This window comes from Luteibacter sp. 621 (genome assembly GCF_050435445.1).
Classification (GTDB): Bacteria; Pseudomonadota; Gammaproteobacteria; order Xanthomonadales; family Rhodanobacteraceae; genus Luteibacter.
This window is the reverse complement of the sequence record NZ_JBNDKI010000008.1, coordinates 99,739-116,973: the sequence shown is the minus strand read 5'-3', so window position 1 is coordinate 116,973 and position 17,235 is coordinate 99,739. Positions and strand designations below refer to the sequence as shown.

At 66.3% G+C, this 17,235-nt stretch carries 18 protein-coding genes; 12 read left to right on the top strand and 6 right to left on the bottom strand.

All coding sequences use genetic code 11. The features are described 5' to 3' along the window. The first annotated feature begins 39 nt into the window (after positions 1-39). The 11 genes from rlmD to ABIE56_RS10880 all read left to right on the top strand — a co-directional run bounded on the left by rlmD (position 40) and on the right by ABIE56_RS10880 (position 8,065). Positions 40-1,341 (top strand): 23S rRNA (uracil(1939)-C(5))-methyltransferase RlmD, encoded by a 1,302-nt coding sequence (rlmD, locus tag ABIE56_RS10930; RefSeq protein ID WP_429243840.1) that lies wholly within the window; start codon positions 40-42, stop codon positions 1,339-1,341. Positions 1,342-1,354: 13 nt separating this feature from the next. Continuing rightward, positions 1,355-1,873: a CYTH domain-containing protein gene (locus ABIE56_RS10925; protein WP_429243839.1), complete on the top strand. Its 519-nt coding sequence runs from the start codon at positions 1,355-1,357 to the stop codon at positions 1,871-1,873. Further along, positions 1,873-2,874, top strand: coding sequence for a beta-N-acetylhexosaminidase (nagZ, locus tag ABIE56_RS10920; RefSeq protein WP_429243838.1), 1,002 nt, complete (start codon positions 1,873-1,875; stop codon positions 2,872-2,874). Before ABIE56_RS10925 ends, nagZ begins: the two co-directional genes overlap by 1 nt. Positions 2,875-2,881: 7 nt before the next feature. Beyond that, a complete protein-coding gene (locus ABIE56_RS10915; RefSeq protein WP_429243837.1) occupies positions 2,882-3,430 on the top strand; it encodes a hypoxanthine-guanine phosphoribosyltransferase in 549 nt (182 codons plus the stop codon). 4 nt (positions 3,431-3,434) lie between these two features. Further along, positions 3,435-4,178 (top strand): S-methyl-5'-thioinosine phosphorylase, encoded by a 744-nt coding sequence (locus ABIE56_RS10910; protein WP_429243836.1) that lies wholly within the window; start codon positions 3,435-3,437, stop codon positions 4,176-4,178. A 153-nt stretch (positions 4,179-4,331) separates the two neighbouring features. Next, entirely contained in the window at positions 4,332-4,538 is a 207-nt protein-coding gene (locus ABIE56_RS10905; protein ID WP_036117760.1) for a cold-shock protein, read from the top strand. A 122-nt stretch (positions 4,539-4,660) separates the two neighbouring features. Next, positions 4,661-5,056 (top strand): type IV pilus modification PilV family protein, encoded by a 396-nt coding sequence (locus tag ABIE56_RS10900; RefSeq protein WP_429243835.1) that lies wholly within the window; start codon positions 4,661-4,663, stop codon positions 5,054-5,056. Positions 5,057-5,067: 11 nt separating this feature from the next. Further along, complete coding sequence (locus ABIE56_RS10895) at positions 5,068-5,553, top strand: hypothetical protein (protein WP_429243834.1); 486 nt, start codon at positions 5,068-5,070, stop codon at positions 5,551-5,553. Positions 5,554-5,781: 228 nt separating this feature from the next. Then, the gene (locus tag ABIE56_RS10890) at positions 5,782-6,807 is read left to right on the top strand and encodes a N(4)-(beta-N-acetylglucosaminyl)-L-asparaginase (protein ID WP_429243833.1); all 1,026 of its coding nucleotides are present in this window, start codon (positions 5,782-5,784) and stop codon (positions 6,805-6,807) included. A gap of 2 nt (positions 6,808-6,809) precedes the next feature. Further along, positions 6,810-7,529, top strand: coding sequence for a copper homeostasis protein CutC (locus ABIE56_RS10885; protein WP_429243832.1), 720 nt, complete (start codon positions 6,810-6,812; stop codon positions 7,527-7,529). Between the two features lie 38 nt (positions 7,530-7,567). Beyond that, positions 7,568-8,065 (top strand): molybdopterin-dependent oxidoreductase, encoded by a 498-nt coding sequence (locus tag ABIE56_RS10880; protein WP_429243831.1) that lies wholly within the window; start codon positions 7,568-7,570, stop codon positions 8,063-8,065. Here the strand turns inward: ABIE56_RS10880 and ABIE56_RS10875 are convergent. The 6 genes from ABIE56_RS10875 to ABIE56_RS10850 form a co-directional block, all read right to left on the bottom strand. Further along, a complete protein-coding gene (locus tag ABIE56_RS10875) occupies positions 8,062-8,925 on the bottom strand; it encodes an energy transducer TonB (RefSeq protein ID WP_429243830.1) in 864 nt (287 codons plus the stop codon). The genes ABIE56_RS10880 and ABIE56_RS10875 overlap by 4 nt on opposite strands. Positions 8,926-9,045: 120 nt before the next feature. Continuing rightward, a complete protein-coding gene (gene pdeM / locus ABIE56_RS10870) occupies positions 9,046-9,690 on the bottom strand; it encodes a ligase-associated DNA damage response endonuclease PdeM (RefSeq protein ID WP_429243829.1) in 645 nt (214 codons plus the stop codon). After that, complete coding sequence (locus ABIE56_RS10865) at positions 9,687-12,125, bottom strand: ligase-associated DNA damage response DEXH box helicase (RefSeq protein WP_429243828.1); 2,439 nt, start codon at positions 12,123-12,125, stop codon at positions 9,687-9,689. The genes pdeM and ABIE56_RS10865 overlap by 4 nt, the downstream gene beginning before the upstream one ends. Then, complete coding sequence (locus ABIE56_RS10860; RefSeq protein WP_429243827.1) at positions 12,082-13,677, bottom strand: ATP-dependent DNA ligase; 1,596 nt, start codon at positions 13,675-13,677, stop codon at positions 12,082-12,084. Before ABIE56_RS10860 ends, ABIE56_RS10865 begins: the two co-directional genes overlap by 44 nt. Continuing rightward, entirely contained in the window at positions 13,677-14,696 is a 1,020-nt protein-coding gene (locus ABIE56_RS10855) for a ligase-associated DNA damage response exonuclease (protein ID WP_429243826.1), read from the bottom strand. Before ABIE56_RS10855 ends, ABIE56_RS10860 begins: the two co-directional genes overlap by 1 nt. A 79-nt stretch (positions 14,697-14,775) precedes the next feature. Next, positions 14,776-16,539 carry an ABC transporter transmembrane domain-containing protein gene (locus tag ABIE56_RS10850; protein WP_429243825.1) on the bottom strand — a complete coding sequence of 588 codons (1,764 nt, stop codon included), beginning with the start codon at positions 16,537-16,539 and terminating at the stop codon, positions 14,776-14,778. Positions 16,540-16,801: 262 nt separating this feature from the next. On the opposite strand from ABIE56_RS10850, the gene ABIE56_RS10845 reads away from it, so the two are divergent. Continuing rightward, positions 16,802-17,020: a hypothetical protein gene (locus ABIE56_RS10845; RefSeq protein ID WP_429243824.1), complete on the top strand. Its 219-nt coding sequence runs from the start codon at positions 16,802-16,804 to the stop codon at positions 17,018-17,020. Positions 17,021-17,235 lie beyond the last annotated feature (215 nt).

Sequence of the window (17,235 nt, the reverse complement as noted above, 5' to 3'; positions counted from 1 at the left end):
CCCGGACCGCCCCGTCCGGGCTTTTAGTTTTTTGAGCGCATGACCGACTTCGAAGCCACCATCACCGACCTCAGCCACGACGGCCGGGGCGTCGCCCGCATCGACAACAAGGCCACTTTCGTTTCCGGCGCGCTGCCGGGCGAGCGCGTGCTGCTTAAGTACCGCAAGCGTCACCGCAACTATGACGATGCCGAGGTCGTTTCAATCATCGAGGCCTCGCCCGATCGCGTTGAGCCGAAGTGCCGCCATTTCGGCCAGTGCAGTGGCTGCTCGCTGCAGCACATGGCACCGGAAGCGCAGATCGCCGCCAAGCAGCGCGTGCTGGCCGAAAACTTCGAGCGGATCGGCAAGGTCACCCCGGAGAACTGGCTGCCGCCACTCACCGATACACCGTGGAGCTACCGCCGCAAGGGCCGGTTCTCCGTGCGCTTCGTCAACAAGAAGGACCGCGTGCTGGTCGGCTTTCGCGAGGAATCCAACCCGCGCTTCGTGGCCGACATCGATGTGTGCGAGGTGATCCACCCGGCGATTGGCCCCAAGGTGGGCCTGTTGGCCACGCTGATCCAGACCCTGGATACCGCGCGGGATATCCCGCAGATCGAATTCGCCGCCGGCGACGACACGGTGGCGCTGGTGTTCCGGCACCTTTCGCCGCTTAGCGAGGGCGACCGGGCGAAGCTCACGGCCTTCGCGCAGGAGCATGGTTTCGCCATCTACCTGCAGCCTGGCAACCACAGCAGCGTGCACGCGCTGTGGCCCGAAACGCCGCGCCTCTCGTTCGCCATCCCCGCGGATAACGTCGAGCTGGAGTTCCTGCCGCTCGATTTCGTGCAGGTTAACGCCGGCATGAACCAGCGCATGCTGGCGCGCACGCTCGAGCTGCTTGACCTGAAGTCGACCGACAAGGTGCTCGATCTGTTCTGCGGCCTTGGCAATTTCACGCTGCCCATGGCCAGGCATGCCGCCGAAGTGGTGGGTGTGGAAGGTGAGCATGGCCTGGTCCAGCGCGCCGCCGAAAACGCCGCCCGCAACGGCATCGCCAATGCGTCGTTCCGCGTAGCCAACCTGTTCGAAGACCAGCGCAACGAGCCCTGGGCAAAACAGGCGTGGGACAAGATCCTGCTCGATCCGCCGCGCGCAGGGGCCGACAAGGTGCTGGAATACCTGCCACGCAAGGGCACCAACCGTATCGTCTACGTCTCCTGCCACCCGGGCTCGCTGGCCCGTGATGCGGGTATTCTCGTCGAGAAGCACGGCTTCCGGCTTGTTTCGGCCGGTGTGATGGATATGTTCCCGCACACGGCGCACGTTGAATCCATCGCGCTGTTCGAGCGCGGCTGAGCAAGGGCAGGGCATGGGCGTCGAAATCGAACGCAAGTTCCTCCTCGCGGGTGACGGCTGGCGTGCGCTGGTCGAGCGCAGCGAGCCGATCGCCCAGGGCTATCTGGTCGGCATGGGTGCTATCGAGGGCGGCCACGCCAAGTCCTCGGTTAGGGTCCGTATTTCGGGCGAACAGGCCTGGCTGAACATCAAGTCGGCCACGCTGGGCATCGAGCGGCAGGAGTACGAATACCCCGTGCCGTTCGCCGATGCGCGGCATATGCTCGATACCCTCGCTGATGGCGTGGTGGAGAAGGTTCGTCATCACGTCATGCTCGATGGCGCACACTTCGAAATCGATGAGTTCACCGGCGCCAATGCCGGGCTGGTGGTGGCCGAGATCGAGCTGGATGCCGTGGATGCCGCGTACCCGCAACCGGCGTGGCTGGGCCTCGAAGTGAGCGACCTGGTCCGCTACTACAACGTCAACCTGATCGATCGGCCGTACCGCGACTGGACACCGGCCGAACGGGAAGGGAAGGAGAACGCCTGATGCTGCTGATCGGTCTGGAAGGCAAGGAACTAAGGCCGCACGAGCATGCGCACCTCACGGCGCATGGTGTGGCCGGCGTCATTCTTTTTAGCCGCAACTTCGAGTCTCGCGAACAGGTCACGGCGCTGATCGATTCGGTGCGCGACGTGGGTGGCGAGGATCTGCTGGTGTGCGTGGACCAGGAAGGCGGCCGTGTGCAGCGCTTCCGTGAGGGATTCACCCGCCTGCCGCCGTTGCGCGCCATCGGCAAGCTTTATGACAGCCATCCTGGCGAAGCCGTGGATCGCGCCGAGGAACACGCCTGGATCATGGCCAGCGAAATGCGTGCCATTGGCGTGGATTTCAGCTTTGCGCCCGTGGCTGATATCGACCGGGGCAGCAAGGCCATCGGCGACCGCGCGTTCCATGCCGATCCGGTGATCAGCGCCGAGCTGGTGCAGGCCTACGTGCGTGGCATGCACCTGGGTGGCATGGCTGCGGTGCTCAAGCATTTCCCCGGCCATGGCTCGGTGGCCGAAGACACGCACGAATCGGTCGCGGTCGATACCCGTAGCAAGGACGAGATCCTGCGCACCGACCTGCTGCCGTTTGTGGCCGGTATCGAAGCACGCGCCGAAGCCGTCATGGCCGCGCACGTGAAATACACCTCGGTCGACGACCAGCCGGCCGGCTATTCGCATGTGTGGATCGAAGAGATCCTGCGTGGCGAGCTTGGCTTCCGCGGCTGCGTGTTCGGCGATGACATCAGCATGGCCGCCGCCGCCAGCGCCGGCGGTATCGCTGCGCGCGCGCACGCTAACCTGGATGCGGGCTGCGATCTCGTACTGGCCTGTTTCCCCGACGTCGTCCCCGAGGCGATCGCTGCGGTCAAAGGCCGCCGGCTGTCGCCGATCGAGCGCATCGCGCCCCTGCGCGGTGCCATTGGCTCGACCTGGGAAGGCCTTGTCGATAATCCCCAACGCGAGCGCTTCATTGCGCGCGTAACCGCCCTGGAGTCCTGAGCTACCCATGACCGCCGCCGCATCGCTCGAGCAAGCGCTCGCACATTCCGACATCCTGTTCACCCGCGAGCAGCTCGATACCGAAATCGCCCGCATGGGGCGCGAGATCGATACCGCGCTCGCTGGCGAGCGTCCCGTCTTCCTCACCGTCATGCACGGTGCGCTGATTTTTGCCGGCCAGCTGGCCCTGGCGATCAAGACCGACCTCGAATTCGATTACGTGCACGCCACCCGTTACCGCGGCAACACCAGCGGCAGCGACCTGCACTGGCTGCGCCGCCCGGAGGTGCCGCTGGAAGGCCGTACCGTCGTGCTGGTCGATGACATCCTGGATGAGGGCCATACGCTGAAGGCCGTGCGCGACGCTTGCGAAGCGATGGGCGCGAAGCGCGTGCTGCTTGCCGTGCTCTGCACCAAGCTGCATGGCCGCCGTGCCGAGGGCATCGATGCCGATTTCAACGGCGTGGACCTGCCGGACCGCTACGTCTTTGGCTATGGCATGGATTACTACGAGCAGGCGCGTAACCTGCCGGCCATCTACGCACTGAAGGACTAATCCGATGAGCATCGATCTCGCCGTCATCGGCGGCAGCGGCCTGTACGCTTTTGAAGGCCTTGAGAACCCCGAGCGCCACGCCGTGGAGACGCCTTTCGGGCCGGCCTCCGGCGATATCGTCGTCGGCGACTTCAAGGGCAAGCGCCTGGCTTTCCTGGCCCGGCACGGCGAAAGCCACACCGTGCCACCGCACCGGGTGAACTACCGCGCCAACCTGTGGGCCCTGCATTCGCTGGGCGCGCGCAAGGTCGTGGCGGTGAATGCCGTCGGCGGCATCCGTGACGATATGGGCCCGCGCACCCTGGTGGTGCCCGACCAGGTCATCGACTACACCCATGGCCGCTACACCAGCTTTAACGATGTGGAAGGGGCCGAGGTCCGCCACATCGATTTCAGCGAGCCGTACACCGAGAGCCTGCGCCAGGCGATCCTCGCGGCCGCCCGGGCCGAGGGCCTGGCCATCATTGATGGCGGCGTCCACGGGGTGACCCAGGGCCCGCGCCTGGAGACCCGTGCCGAGATTGCCCGCATGAAGCGGGATGGTTGCGACCTGGTCGGCATGACCGGCATGCCCGAGGCGGCCCTCGCCCGCGAGCTGGAGCTGGAGTTCGCGTGCCTTGCCCTGGTCGCCAACTTCGCGGCCGGCGCGGGCGACGAAGCCGAGATCAGCATCGAGGAAATCTTTGCCCATCTCGCCGCCGCCACCGCCAACGTGGCGCCCATCCTGGGCCGCATGCTGGCGGCCTGACCGGACCGCCGACGGGCATATGCGAAAGAGTCCCACTTGCGCGTTGGTCTAAAACATGATGATACTTCGCACGCGCCGCGGGGGCAGGCCAAGGGGATCTGGGGAACGCCTCGCCATCCGGGTGCTTCCAGTCCATGTCCAGAGGTTTCCGCAATGCGTTTCGGTACGGTCAAGTGGTTCAACGACGCCAAGGGTTTCGGTTTCATCGCGCCCGAGGACGGTGGGGAGGACGTGTTCGTCCACTTTTCTGCGATCAACTCGAAGGGCTTCCGTAGCCTTCAGGAAGGCCAGCGCGTGAAGTTCGAAGTGACGACGGGCCCGAAGGGTGCCCAGGCGTCGGGTGTCGAAATCGCTGCCTGATAGATAGCGCCAAGCCACCGAAAACCCCGCGCTCGTCGCGGGGTTTTTTTATGGGCGCCGCCTACAAGAGCGGCCACCGATCACCGGCTGTCAGGCACCGCCGCGATCGGCACGCTACACCTATGGCAACCCTCATCGAATCCCTCACAGCCCTGGCGGTGTTTGCCGTGGGCTCATCGGCCTCCGCCGTCTGGCTGGCCCAGTCCATCACCCGTACGCATGAGGCGAGCACCTGGCTGCATGCGCTCGCGGAGGTGACGGAACTGGAATCACGCCTTCGCGCGAACCCCGACGGCGTGCGCGCGGGCGACTATCACTATGCGAATCCGGCACCGATGTCGTGCGCCATCGGTTGCTCGCCGCGCGCCATCGCCCAGGACGACCTTTATCGCTTCAACACAGATATCCGGCGTGCCGTCGGACGTAGCGCCCAGGGGTTCGCCCGTTGCGTGGGCCAGCACTGTACGGTGCATGTCCGCTGGCCTTCCGGCGGTCTCGACTGGGGTGGCCTGCCGTGACGGCCCGTGGCATGACGCTCATCGAGCTGGTCGTTGCACTCGCCATCGCCGCCACGCTTTCGGTCGCGGTGGTGGCGACATCGGCGGCCGTGGCGGTCCAGGTCCGCTCCCGCCTTGCCGCCGTACGGGGTGCTGTTGGCCCTGCGGATGTTCTGACTGCCATGCTGGCCGACATCCGCGCCGACAAAGGCTGGTCCGCCTGCCTGCCGTCGCGGGGTTGCCCGGCGTACGTCGGCAGCGACCACGGCATGGCGATCGTCGCCAATCATCATGCCTGGGCCATCCACGACCGGGGGCTGCGCACCTGCTTCACCGATCGCTGTGAACTTGCTCTTGGTGGCGTATCGGCATTGCAGGTGGTGGATTGGCGGGAGGGTGACGTGCTCCGTCGCGCCGAGGCAACGGGTGCGCGTGTCCGAAGTGCGCACCGGGTCGAGATCCGCTTGTGGCTTACCGACGGCAGCATGCGCTCGCGCAGTGCGTGGTTGCCTCGGTGAGGCAGCGCGGCGCGATCCTGGTCATGGTCCTCGCGGCGCTCGCCGTGCTGGCGCTGCTGGGTGCCCAGGCAGCGCGGTTCGCGCAGATGCGCCAGCGTGAGGCTGGGGACGCCTGGTGCCGCGAACTGGCCCGCGCAAACCATGACGACAGTCGTGGTGGTCAGGTCCACATGGGCCATGCGACCATCGGGGATCGCGCGATGGTCGCGCCATCTTTCGAGGGGTTCCATGGATCGCAGACGTTTCCTCCAGGGCGCGACGCTTGCGTCAGGCGTGGCTTTCGCGGCGCGCGGCGTATCGAAGACCAGCCTGCCGACGGTGAGTAAGGGTGCCGGCATGGTGCCGCGCGTCTGCTCCACGTGGGATTTCGGCGTGCCGGCCAACCAGGCGGCGTGGAAGGTACTGTCCACCGGCGGCCGCGCGCTCGATGCGGTGGAGCAGGGCGTGCGCGTGCCCGAAGCCGACATGAAGAACCACAGCGTAGGCCGCGCCGGCTACCCCGATCGCGATGGCAAGGTCACGCTCGATGCCAGCATCATGGATGAACATGGCAACTGCGGTGCTGTTGCCGCGATCGAACATATCGCGCACCCCATTTCCGTGGCCCGCCGGGTTATGGATCGCACGCCGCACGTGTTGCTGGTGGGGGACGGCGCCCTGCAGTTCGCCCTTGAGCAAGGCTTCCCGCGCGAGGAGCTGCTTACGCCGGAAAGCCGTGAAGCCTGGCAGGCATGGCTGAAGACGGCGAAGTACAAGCCGCAGGCCAACAGCGAAGTCAAAACCTACAATGCAGGCCCCGGCGGTACGCCAGGCGATGCGTCCAATCACGACACCATCGGCATGCTGGCCATCGATGCCAAGGGCAACCTCTCCGGCGCATGCACCACCAGTGGTATGGCGTGGAAGCTGCACGGCCGCGTAGGCGATAGCCCGATCATCGGCGCCGGCCTGTACGTGGATAACGAAGTAGGCGGTGCCACCTCGACGGGCGTTGGCGAGGAAGTAATCCGCAACGTCGGCAGCTTCCTGGTGGTGGAGCTCATGCGCCAGGGCCGCTCGCCCGAAGATGCCTGCCGCGAAGCGGTGGAGCGCATCCTGCGGCGCAAGCCCGAAGCGAAGGACCTGCAGGTCGGTTTCCTGGCCATGGACAAGAAGGGCAACGTCGGTGCCTGGGCCATCCAGAAGGGTTTCTCGTACGCCGTATGCGATGCGCAGAAGCAGGACACGCTCATCCCCGGCAAGAGCACCTACTGAACATGGCGCTGCTGGAAGTTGCCGCCAATTCCGCCGCCTCCGCGTTCGCCGCGCAGGCGGGTGGGGCGGGCCGCGTCGAGCTCTGTGCCAGCCTGGACGAGGGCGGTGTAACCCCGTCGCACGGCACGCTGGTGCTGGCGCGCGAGGGCCTGGACATCCCGTTGTACGTGCTGATCCGCCCGCGTGCTGGTGATTTCGTCTACGAAGATCACGAAATCGAAGCCATGCTCGACGACATCATGCATTGCCGCGAGCTCGGCTGTGATGGTGTGGTGGTTGGGGCGCTGACACCGGAAGGCGACGTGGATGCCGATGCCTGCCAGCGCTTCCTTGAGGCGGCGGAAGGCATGGGTGTTACGTTCCATCGTGCGTTCGATCTGGTGGTCGACCAGGGCGATGCGCTCGAGACGCTGATCGAGCTGGGCTTCGAGCGTGTGCTTACCTCGGGCGGCATGGCCAGCGCCGTGGCAGGTGCCGGGCGGCTGGCGCGCCTGGTCGCACAGGCCGGCGATCGCATCGTGGTCATGCCCGGTGCGGGCATCGAGCCGGGCAACATCGCCGCGTTGCGCAATACGACCGGAGCACGGGAGTTCCACGCGTCGGCCAAGCGCCGCCTGCCATCGGCCATGCGCCGTTCGCCCGCCGATCCGTTGGGTATGGGCGCGGGCGAAACGCGGTCCGATGCCGATACGGTGCGGGCACTCGTCGCGGCCATCGCCTGACCGTTATAGTCGCGACGTCCATCAAAGGGGTGTCGCTCGTGAACCGACTGCAAGGTTTCGCCATGTTCGCTGGGCTGCTGCTGGCTGGCGGCGCGTTCGCCGCCGATGCGGTGCACTACACCGCGCCTGGCAAGGCTCCCATCGACCTGGATACATCTTCGTTGTCGCGCACTGAGGTCAAGGCGGGTGCGCACGGCGATGCGCCCAGTGCGTGGCAGGGCGTGAACCTGATCGATGTGTTGCGCGCGCAGGGTGCCCCCGTGGGCAAGGAACTGCGTGGCAAGGCGCTATCGGATTTCGTGCGCATCACCGCGGCCGATGGCTATCAGGTGATCTTCAGCCTGGGCGAACTCGATCCGGATTTTGGCGGTCGCAAGGTCGTACTGGTGGATAGGCACGAAGGCAAGCCACTCGACGCGAAGGATGGCCCGTACCGCATCGTGGTGCCGGACGATTCCCGTCCGGCGCGCTGGATCCACAGCGTCACGGCGATCGAGCTGGTGGAAGCCTCGACCGCCGAGCATCGCAAGCCTTAGCCGTTATCCAGCGGGGTGACGAGCTTCAGGCCACTGTTCACGAGGAAAAGGCCATCATCGGGCAGGGCATCCGCGCTGGACCCCTGGGCATCTTTTGCCCAAGAAATGTCTTGCTTCGGGCCGGGCACGTAGCCCTGCCACGTGCCGTAGCGATCATCCGGGTGCGGGCCCGTGCCGCGGTTGAGGTGGTAAGCAATGGGGACGGTCGCGTAGAAGTAGGGATCGTTGGCGTGCGCGCCCGTGGTGGGAACGTTGAACGTCCAGTCCTTTGCGACGCGTAGGGCCGGCTTGGCCAGCACGTTGCGCCATACGTTCATCTCGCTATCGGAGCCGACCACGCCAAGGTTCACCTGCTGGATATCGGCGTCGGCCACCTTGCCATCGCGGCCCACGCGCAGCAGCAGGTAGACCGTTCCCTCAACGCCCGCTTTTGCCGCGTTCATCGGGTACGCAGGTGCAGCGCGTGATGCGTAGCTGATCTGTTCGCCGCCTGCGCCCTCTTCGCCGAACGTGGCGCTGGCGATCCGCGCGGTGAACTGGCTGTCGTCCGGTGATTCGCGCTTGGCCACCAGGCGCAGGGTCATGTGGGCGTGTGCGGCCACGGCGTGGCCATCGCGCATGACCGGGTCAAAACGCCACTTGGGGGCGGCGGCACCAATGAGGCCGACGATTTCGCCGGGGATCCTTTCTTGCCGGTCGAGTGTGTAGCCGGTGACGCTGCCATCGGGGGCAACGTTGATATCGCCGGTGACCAGCATGCTGGCCTCCAGGCGCTTACGCGCCGCACCGGGGCCTGCCGCCAGTGCAAGGCCGCTCATGGCAAGGCCTGCCACACCCAACAACCACTGCTTACGCTTCATCCGTGCCACTCCCTGCCTTGTGGAATAGGTTGGAGCCCCGCTTGCGGAATGCGCCGTTCACGGCGACGCCACGGGTTCCCCACGGGCAAGTATGCCTCTACGTCGTGGCAAATTCATGGCTTACCGCGTAGGTATGACACCCGCCGGCGTGACGGCAAATATCTCGCGGCCTGTAAGGTTCGCAACGTCATGCAGCCCTGTCAGCGTGCCGAATGCGGGCAACATCCCCACATCGCGATCAAACACAAAGGCAGGTAAGCGGTGCTTGCGCCACCCATCGCGCACCACGACACCCGGGTGAACGTGGCCCGCCAGCACGTAGCCCTCGGCGTGTGGATGCGGATGGTGCGAAAGCACGAAAGGCGGCACGGCGAGGCGGCCGGGTTGCACGGCCATACCTAGCGAGGCGACGTCGAAGTGGCGGTCGTGGTTGCCCGCCACCAGGGTCATGTCGATGCTCGCATGGCGTGCGCGCCACGCGCGTACATTATCTACCCACGCACTGCGCACCGTGGCGGCGCCGTGCACCAGATCGCCAAGGATCACCAGCCGCGCGGGCTGCAGTACGGCGAAGAGTGCATCGAGTCGCTGCAGGTCGTCTTCCGTATCACCACTGGGTACGGCAATGCCGGCACGACGGAAGACCGCGCCCTTGCCGAAATGAACGTCGGCCACAAGGAGTGTGCGTTGCGCGCCCCAGTAAAGGGCGCGCTCCGGGTGCAGCGTGAGGCGTTCGCCAGCCACGTCGATATCACGCGTCGTCATGCGGCGCCGGCCTCGAGCGTCGCGACCATGCGCTGAACGCGTGATTTCCAGTCATCGGTGCTGATGCCACCGCGCAGCCGCTCCACCCACAGCGGGAAGGCGAGCGGGCTTAGCCGCTTCGGTTCGCGCCAGAGCAACGTCGAGCGGCCGACGCGCAGCAGGCAGGCGCGCAAGCGGGTGAAATCGAGTTGTTGGTCGAGCACTTCGCGTTCGGCCTGCCACAGCAAAGGGTGCCCCGGATCGTGCCGGCGCAGTACATCGAACAGCAAGCCACTCGATGCCTGGAGCTGACGCAGGGTTTTCGCTTGCGCGGGGTAACCATTGAACACGAGGCCAGCCACGCGGGCGATCTCGCGAAACTGGCGGCGCGCGAGCTCCGAAAGATTGACGCTGGCACGGATATCGCTGCGCAGGCCGGCGGGGTGCAGCAGCCTGCGCATGGTGTCGGCATCCAGGGCCGGCATGTGCGCGGCGGTGATGGTGAGGCCGTAATCATTCACGGCGTAACCGTAATCGCCCGGCTGTATTTGTGCCAGACGCCACGCTAGCACGGCGGCGAGCCCTTCGTGGGCGAGGCGGCCGGCGAACGGAAAGACGAACAGGTAATCGCCTTCGCGGGTACGGGTGCGTTCGCACAGGGTTTCATCAAGCCCGGGCACGGCCGATTGCGCGCGCTGAATCGCAAGCAGCGGGCCTAGCGCCCGTATCTCGGCGCTGCGTGGGTCAGGTGACGCCAGTGTGCGGCGCAGTTCGTCGGAGAGTTCGCCCGAGAGGGGCAACCGGCCGCCCATCCAGCGCGGTACACCACCGCGTCGGTTGGGGGCGGCACGCACGTATGCGGTCATGTCGCGAACGCGGACCAGCTCCAGGTGGCGGCCGGCGAACAGGAAACGATCACCCGGCCGAAGGCGCGACACGAAGCTTTCCTCCACCGTGCCAAGGCGTGCGCCCTTCATGTAGCGGACCTGCAAGGTGCCATCGGAAGTGATCGTGCCGATCGACAGGCGATGCATGCGGGCGACGCGCCCGCTCTCCACCACGTAGCGGCCATCGCGCTGAACCAGCTTGTGATATTCCGGGTAACTCGCAAGTGCTGTCCCGCCGGTGCACAGGTAGGCGAGAACCGCATCGAAGCGGTCGCGCGGCATGCTCGCATAGGCCAGCGATGTCGTGATCTCGGCATGCGCCTCGTCGGCCGTAAAGCCCCCGCCAAGCGCCATGGTCATCAAGTGCTGGGCCAGCACATCCAGGCAGCCGCGCATGGGGCGACGAGGCTCCAGGTGGCCCTCGTTGAGCGCGCGCCTCGCGGCATCGATTTCCGCCAGCTCCAGCAGGTGGGTGGGCACGCAAAGAATGCGCGAGGGCATGCCCGGCTGGTGGCCGCTACGGCCCGCACGTTGCAGCAGGCGCGCCACGCTCTTCGGGCTGCCGACCTGGATCACGCGTTCCACGCTGGAGAAGTCCACGCCCAGGTCCAGGCTGGACGTGGCGACGACACAACGCAGCGCGCCCACGCGCAGGCCTTCCTCCGTCGCGAATCGGAGCTTCGGATCGATCGAGCCGTGGTGCAGTGCGAGGGTTTCCGGTGCTTCGGGCCACACGGAGGCGAGTGCTTCGTGCCACAGTTCCGCTTGCGACCGTGTGTTGGCAAATACCAGGCTGCTGCGCGCTTCCATCACCGCCTTGAGCACACGCGGTAGCTGGGTGAGGCCGAGATGGCCGGCCCAGGGGAATCGCTCACCGCCTTCAGGCACGGCCGTTTCGATGATGGTCTTCTTGCGCGACATCGCGCCTACGAGGACGCCATTGCCGGCGAGCGCTTTCAACGCTTCATCCAGGTTGCCCAGCGTGGCGGAGAGCCCCCAGGTGCGAGCCTCGGGTTGCCAGTGGCGCAGCCGGGTCAGTCCAAGCTGAAGAAGCGTGCCCCGCTTGTTACCGACCAGTTCGTGCCACTCATCGACCACCACGCCGCGCAGCGTCGCGAAGCGCTCGCGTGCGTCGGGGTAGCTGAGCAGCAGGGCAAGGCTCTCCGGCGTGGTCACCAGTAGCTCGCAGGCACCACGGCGCAACCGCGCGCGCTCCGCGCTGCCGCTATCGCCGGTACGGCGCAGCACGCGCCACGGCAGGCCCATGGCTTCCACGGCGGCGGTAAGGTGCTGCGTGGTATCGGTGGCCAACGAACGGAGCGGGGTAATCCACAGAAGGCGCAGGCCCGTGCCTGGATTCAGCACGCCATCGATCAGCGGGCCGCCCGCCGCCGCGAGCGTCTTGCCTGTGCCGGTAGGTGCGTGGACCAGGCCATGCTTGCCTTCGGCCCAAAGCTTCCACGCGGCGCGCTGGAATGGCGCCGGGCGGCGCTCCTGCGCGGTGAACCACGCCATCAGGCGCGCTTCAGCCCGACGCCAGGCGGCGGAGGTCGTCGAGTTTGTCGGCATCGCGGATCGCAAGGTCGGTACGCCAGCGCAGGATGCGCGGGAAGCGCACCGCCACGCCGGCCTTGTGACGGCCCGAAGCCTGGATAGCTTCGAAGGCGAGTTCAAACACGTGAGTAGGCTGAACCGAGCGCACGGGCCCAAAACGATCGATGGTGTTGGCGCGGATCCAGCGATCGAGGCGGCCTATCTCGTCGTCATCAAGGCCCGAGTACGCCTTGGCGACAGGTACCAGCGCTTCGCCATCCCACACGCCGAACGTATAGTCGGTGAACAGGCCGGAACGGCGACCGTGGCCGGGCTGCGCGTAAAGCAGCACGGCATCGATCGTGTATGGGTCCACCTTCCACTTCCACCAGTCACCGCGCTTGCGGCCGACGCGGTAGGGCGAATCCAGTCGCTTCAACATCAGGCCTTCGGTGCGGCGCTCACGCGATTCGGCGCGCAGGGCGGTGAGGTCGGCCCATGTGTTTGCGGGTACCGCCGGTGAGAGCATGAACGCAGGGCCGTGGCCGTTGAGTAAGCCGGCCAGATGGGTGCGGCGCTCTTGCAGCGGCATGTCGCGCAGATCCTTGCCACCGAGCTCGAGCAGGTCGTACGCCATGAGTCGCACAGGCGTGTCGGCCAGCAGCTTTGGGCCCGGCTTGAGTTTGCCGATACGCTTCTGCAGGGCGGCGAACAGCAGCGGGTGTGCCTCATCCAGCGACCACGCGAGGATTTCGCCATCGATCACGCAGCCATCGGGCAGGGTGCGCGCGGCGGTCTCCAGTTCCGGGAAGCGTCCATCGAGGCGTTCCTCGCCACGCGACCAGAGAATGACTTCGTCGCCACGGCGCATCAGCTGCGCGCGGATGCCGTCCCACTTCCATTCGGCCAGCCAGTCGACGACGGGGCCGAGCGTTTCGACTGCATGTTCCAGCGGGGAGGCGAGGAAGAACGGGTAGGGGCGTTCGCCTGCGTGTTCGTCCGCGCGCTCGGGGTCGGCGAGTGCGCGGAAGGCGTCGGCGGACGGCTTCCAGGTGCCGCTGAGCCGGTGGGCAATGAGGTCGGTAGGCAGCGATGTCCATTGCGCGATCGCCTGCACGACGAGGCGTTGCGACACACCCACGCGCAGCGAGCCAGTCAGGAGCTTGTTGACCAGGAACACCTGCGCGGCGGGCAGATCACGCCACCAGTCGCGCAAGGTTTCCACGCGTTCGGTGGGCTCAAGGCGTGCCAGCGAGGGCAGGCGCGCTTCCATCCAGGCATGCAGCGGTGTATCGGTGCCGTCCGCTTCGCGGCGCGGGAGCATCAGGGCGATGGTCTCTGCGAGGTCGCCTACGTGGGCGTAGCTATCGTCGATCAACCAGTCGGCATAGCCGGTCTCGCCGGCCAAGGCCGTTCGTAGTTCGGTCGATGTGGCGGTGCGCTTGAGCTTGCCACCGCCAAGGACATACACCGCCCACGCGGCGTCTTCCGGTGGCGCATCGGCGAAGTAGGCGGCCATGGCATCGCGCTTGGCGCTGGTCGAAGCCGTTCGGTCCAGGGCGTCGTAGAGGGCAGCGAAGCGGCGCATCAGTCGCCTTCCTCGCTGGTGCGCGCATCGGGCATCTCGCCGAGTGAACGTAGCGAACGGGCATCGTGGCCGCGCTCGCGCAGGTAACGGATCAGCGCTTCGCCATCGCCGTGGGTCACGTAGATGCGCTTCGCACCGCAGTCTTCGACGCTGCGGATCAGGCCCGGCCAATCGGCGTGATCGGAGACGATGAAGCCGCGATCGTAGCCACGCCGACGCCGCGCACCGCGAACCTGCATCCAGCCGGAAGCGAACCCGGTGGAGGCCTTCGAAAAGCGCTTCATCCACGGCGCGCCGGCGGCCGAGGGTGGAGCGAGGATGAGTTCCCCGGCGAAGTCGCGGCCGCGAGCGGTCTCGCTTACCGCTTCGGTCGGTACCATGCGCACGCCCGCCTCACGGTAGTCCTCCACCAGTCGTACCATCGCGCCGTGCAGGTATACCGTGCGGTCGGTGCGTGTGGCGAGTTCGGCAAGGATCCGCTGCGCCTTGCCCAAGGCGTAGCAGAACAGTACGGCCGGGATGCCGCGCTCGGCGCAATCCGCCCACCACGCCATCAGGTCGCCGATCACCTCGCACATCGGTGGCCAGCGGTAGATCGGCAGGCCGAACGTGGATTCGGTGACGAACACATCGCACGGCACGGGCTCGAACGGTGCGCAGGTGGGGTCCGGGTCGCGCTTATAGTCGCCCGATACGACGGCAACCTTGCCGCGCCCTTCGATCCGCACCTGGGCGGCACCCAGCACGTGCCCCGAGGGGTGAAGACTGAGCACGGTCTCGCCCAATGTGAATCGCTCGCCGTAGTCGTACGCGCGAATCGTGGCCGTGGCGCCGAGCCGTTCGCGCATCAGTGCCGCGCCCGCGCTGGCCACGTGATACAGGGCGCTGCCTGCACGCGCATGGTCGCCGTGCGCGTGCGTGACCACGGCGCGCGCGACCGGCAGCATGGGGTCGATATAGAAATCGCCCGCCGGGCAGTAAAGCCCTTCAGGGCGGGGTAGCAGCAGGTCGCTATCCATGCCCCGACGCTAGGCGGCGGGGCGTCAAGGCCGCGTAGGTATCCTGTAGGAGCGCGCTTGCGCGCGATCCGGTCCCGCCTCAGGCCACAAATTGCAACCGCGCAAGCTCTGCATACAGGCCACCCTGGGCGAGCAACTGCTCATGCGTGCCCTGCGCCACGATCCGGCCAGCCTCCATCACGACGATCCGGTCCGCCCGCTGTACGGTGGCCAGGCGGTGGGCGATCACCAGCGTGGTGCGGCCCTTTTCCAGTCGCTCCAGCGCCTGCTGGATCGCCGCTTCCGATTGCGCATCCAGCGCGGAGGTTGCTTCATCCAGCAGGAGCAGCGGTGCATCGCGCAGGATGGCGCGGGCGATGGCGATGCGCTGCTTCTGGCCGCCGGAGAGGCGCACGCCGCGCTCGCCTAGGGCTGCCTCATAACCTTCCGGTAGCGCAGACAGGAAGCCATCGGCCTCGGCCAGGCGCGCCGCTTCACGGACCTCATCGTTCGTGGCGTTCTCGCGACCAAAGCGGATGTTGTCTGCGGCGCTGCCACCAAAGATCACGGTTTCCTGTGGCACCAGCGCGATGGAGCCGCGCAAATCGGGCAGGGCCAGTGCACGCAGGTCCACGCCATCGAAGCGTATGGCGCCCGACTTGGGATCGTGGAAGCGCAACAGCAGGCTGAATACCGTGCTCTTGCCCGCACCCGAGGGGCCGACCAGGGCGACCGTTTCACCGGGTGCGATATCCAGGGTGAAGTCCGAGAGGGCAGCGACGTCGGGCCGTGACGGGTAACGGAATTCCACATGGTCGAAATGCAGCGACCCCGTGACCGGCACCGGCAGCGGTTCCGGTGCCTCGGGTGTGCGGATCTGCGGCTGCTCGGCGAACAGTTCGCCGATACGCTCCATGGCGCCGGCGGCGCTCAGTACATCGCCCCAGACCTCGGAGAGGCCCGCCACCGAGCCGGCAGCGAAAATGGCGTAGAGCACGAACTGGCTGAGCACGCCGGGTTGCAGGGTGCCGGCGATCACATCGCGTGCGCCGCTCCACAACACCAGCGTGATCGCGCCGAAGATCAGGACGATGACGGCCGCGGTAAGCAGTGAGCGCATGCCGATGCGGCGACGTGCCGTGGCTAGCGCCAGCGCGATCGCATCGGCATAGCGGCGGCTCTCGATCGGCTCGCGGTTATAGGCCTTCACGGCCTGGGCGGCATTGAGGGTTTCGTTCGCCACCGCGGCGGCATCCGCGATCCGATCCTGGCTATGCCGCGACAGCTTCTGCACACGGCGGCCGAAGATAAGGATCGGCAGCATCACGGCGGGGATGACCAGGGCGGTGAGACCGGCGAGGTGCGGGCTGGTCCAGGCCATCGCTACGGCCGAGCCGATCAGCATCACGGCGCTGCGCAGCGCCACGGAAATTCCCGAGCCGACAAGCGTCTGTACGACCTCGGTATCGGTACCCAGGCGCGACGTGAGTTCGCCCACCCGGGTGCTTTCATAGAAGCCCACGTCCAGCCCGATGACGTGCTTGTATAGCGCTGCCCTTAAGGAGGCGAGCGAGCGCTCACCCAGCAGGGCGATGCAGTAGTAGCGCCCGGCCGTGGCGATGGCCAGCACCACAGCCACCCCGAACAGGGCCAGGAAGGTGCCGTTGATGGTGGCCACGTTCGAGGCCAGGAAGCCCCGGTCGATGATGTGCCGGAGCGCGGGGGGCAGCGCCAGGGAGGCACCCGAAGACAGTGCCAGGAAGATCAGCCAGCCAAACACCAGGCCCTTGTGCGGCTTCATGAACGGCCAAAGGTTGCGCAACGCGCCGATATTCCGTGATTTCGCCCTGCGTTCGCCGCTCATTCCTGTACCTGGCTCCTGATCGTTCGCTTACGGATGGGGTTGGGCGGTGCAGTATTCAATCGGCGGGAGTGGGCGGTGGCCTTTACTCCCGCCGCGCAGCGCAGCTCACAGAGCCTAGTCCAAAGCCTGGCAATGCGAAAGAAATTGCGACTTTTCGCTCCGTGTAGAGGTACATGAACACAGCCATGGTGGCGTTCGAAATTGTATTGACTGCGTCGCATAGAAAAGCGACGTTGTGTTCCACCACTCACGGGAGAACAGCATGACTAACCACACCGCCGGAAGCGTAACTCGCACGCGTACGCGTCTTCTCGGCCTGCTCGTGCTGGGCGCCGCCTTCATGGCGCCGCTTGCCGCCCAGGCCGATGATCATCACCCGCCGCATCACGTGACGCGCCACAAGGTTTGTAAGCCGCATCGCGTGTACGACAGCCACCATCACTATCACACCGTGCAGCAGTGCCATTGGGTCAACCGTTGATACACGTGATTGGTCGGCGATGAAGAGGGGCGGCTCGTTTCTGGGTCGCCCTTTTTCTTGGCGCGCGAAAAAGTTGCAGGAGCGCGCCTTCGCGCGATCCGGTAGCAGCACGATCCATCGCGCGCAAGCGCGCTCCTACAGGTGAAGCTGTTGGCGTCGGGTGTTCTAAGTGCGGCCTAAGGTACATCGAATAGGGTGGTTCGCGTTCCTCCCTG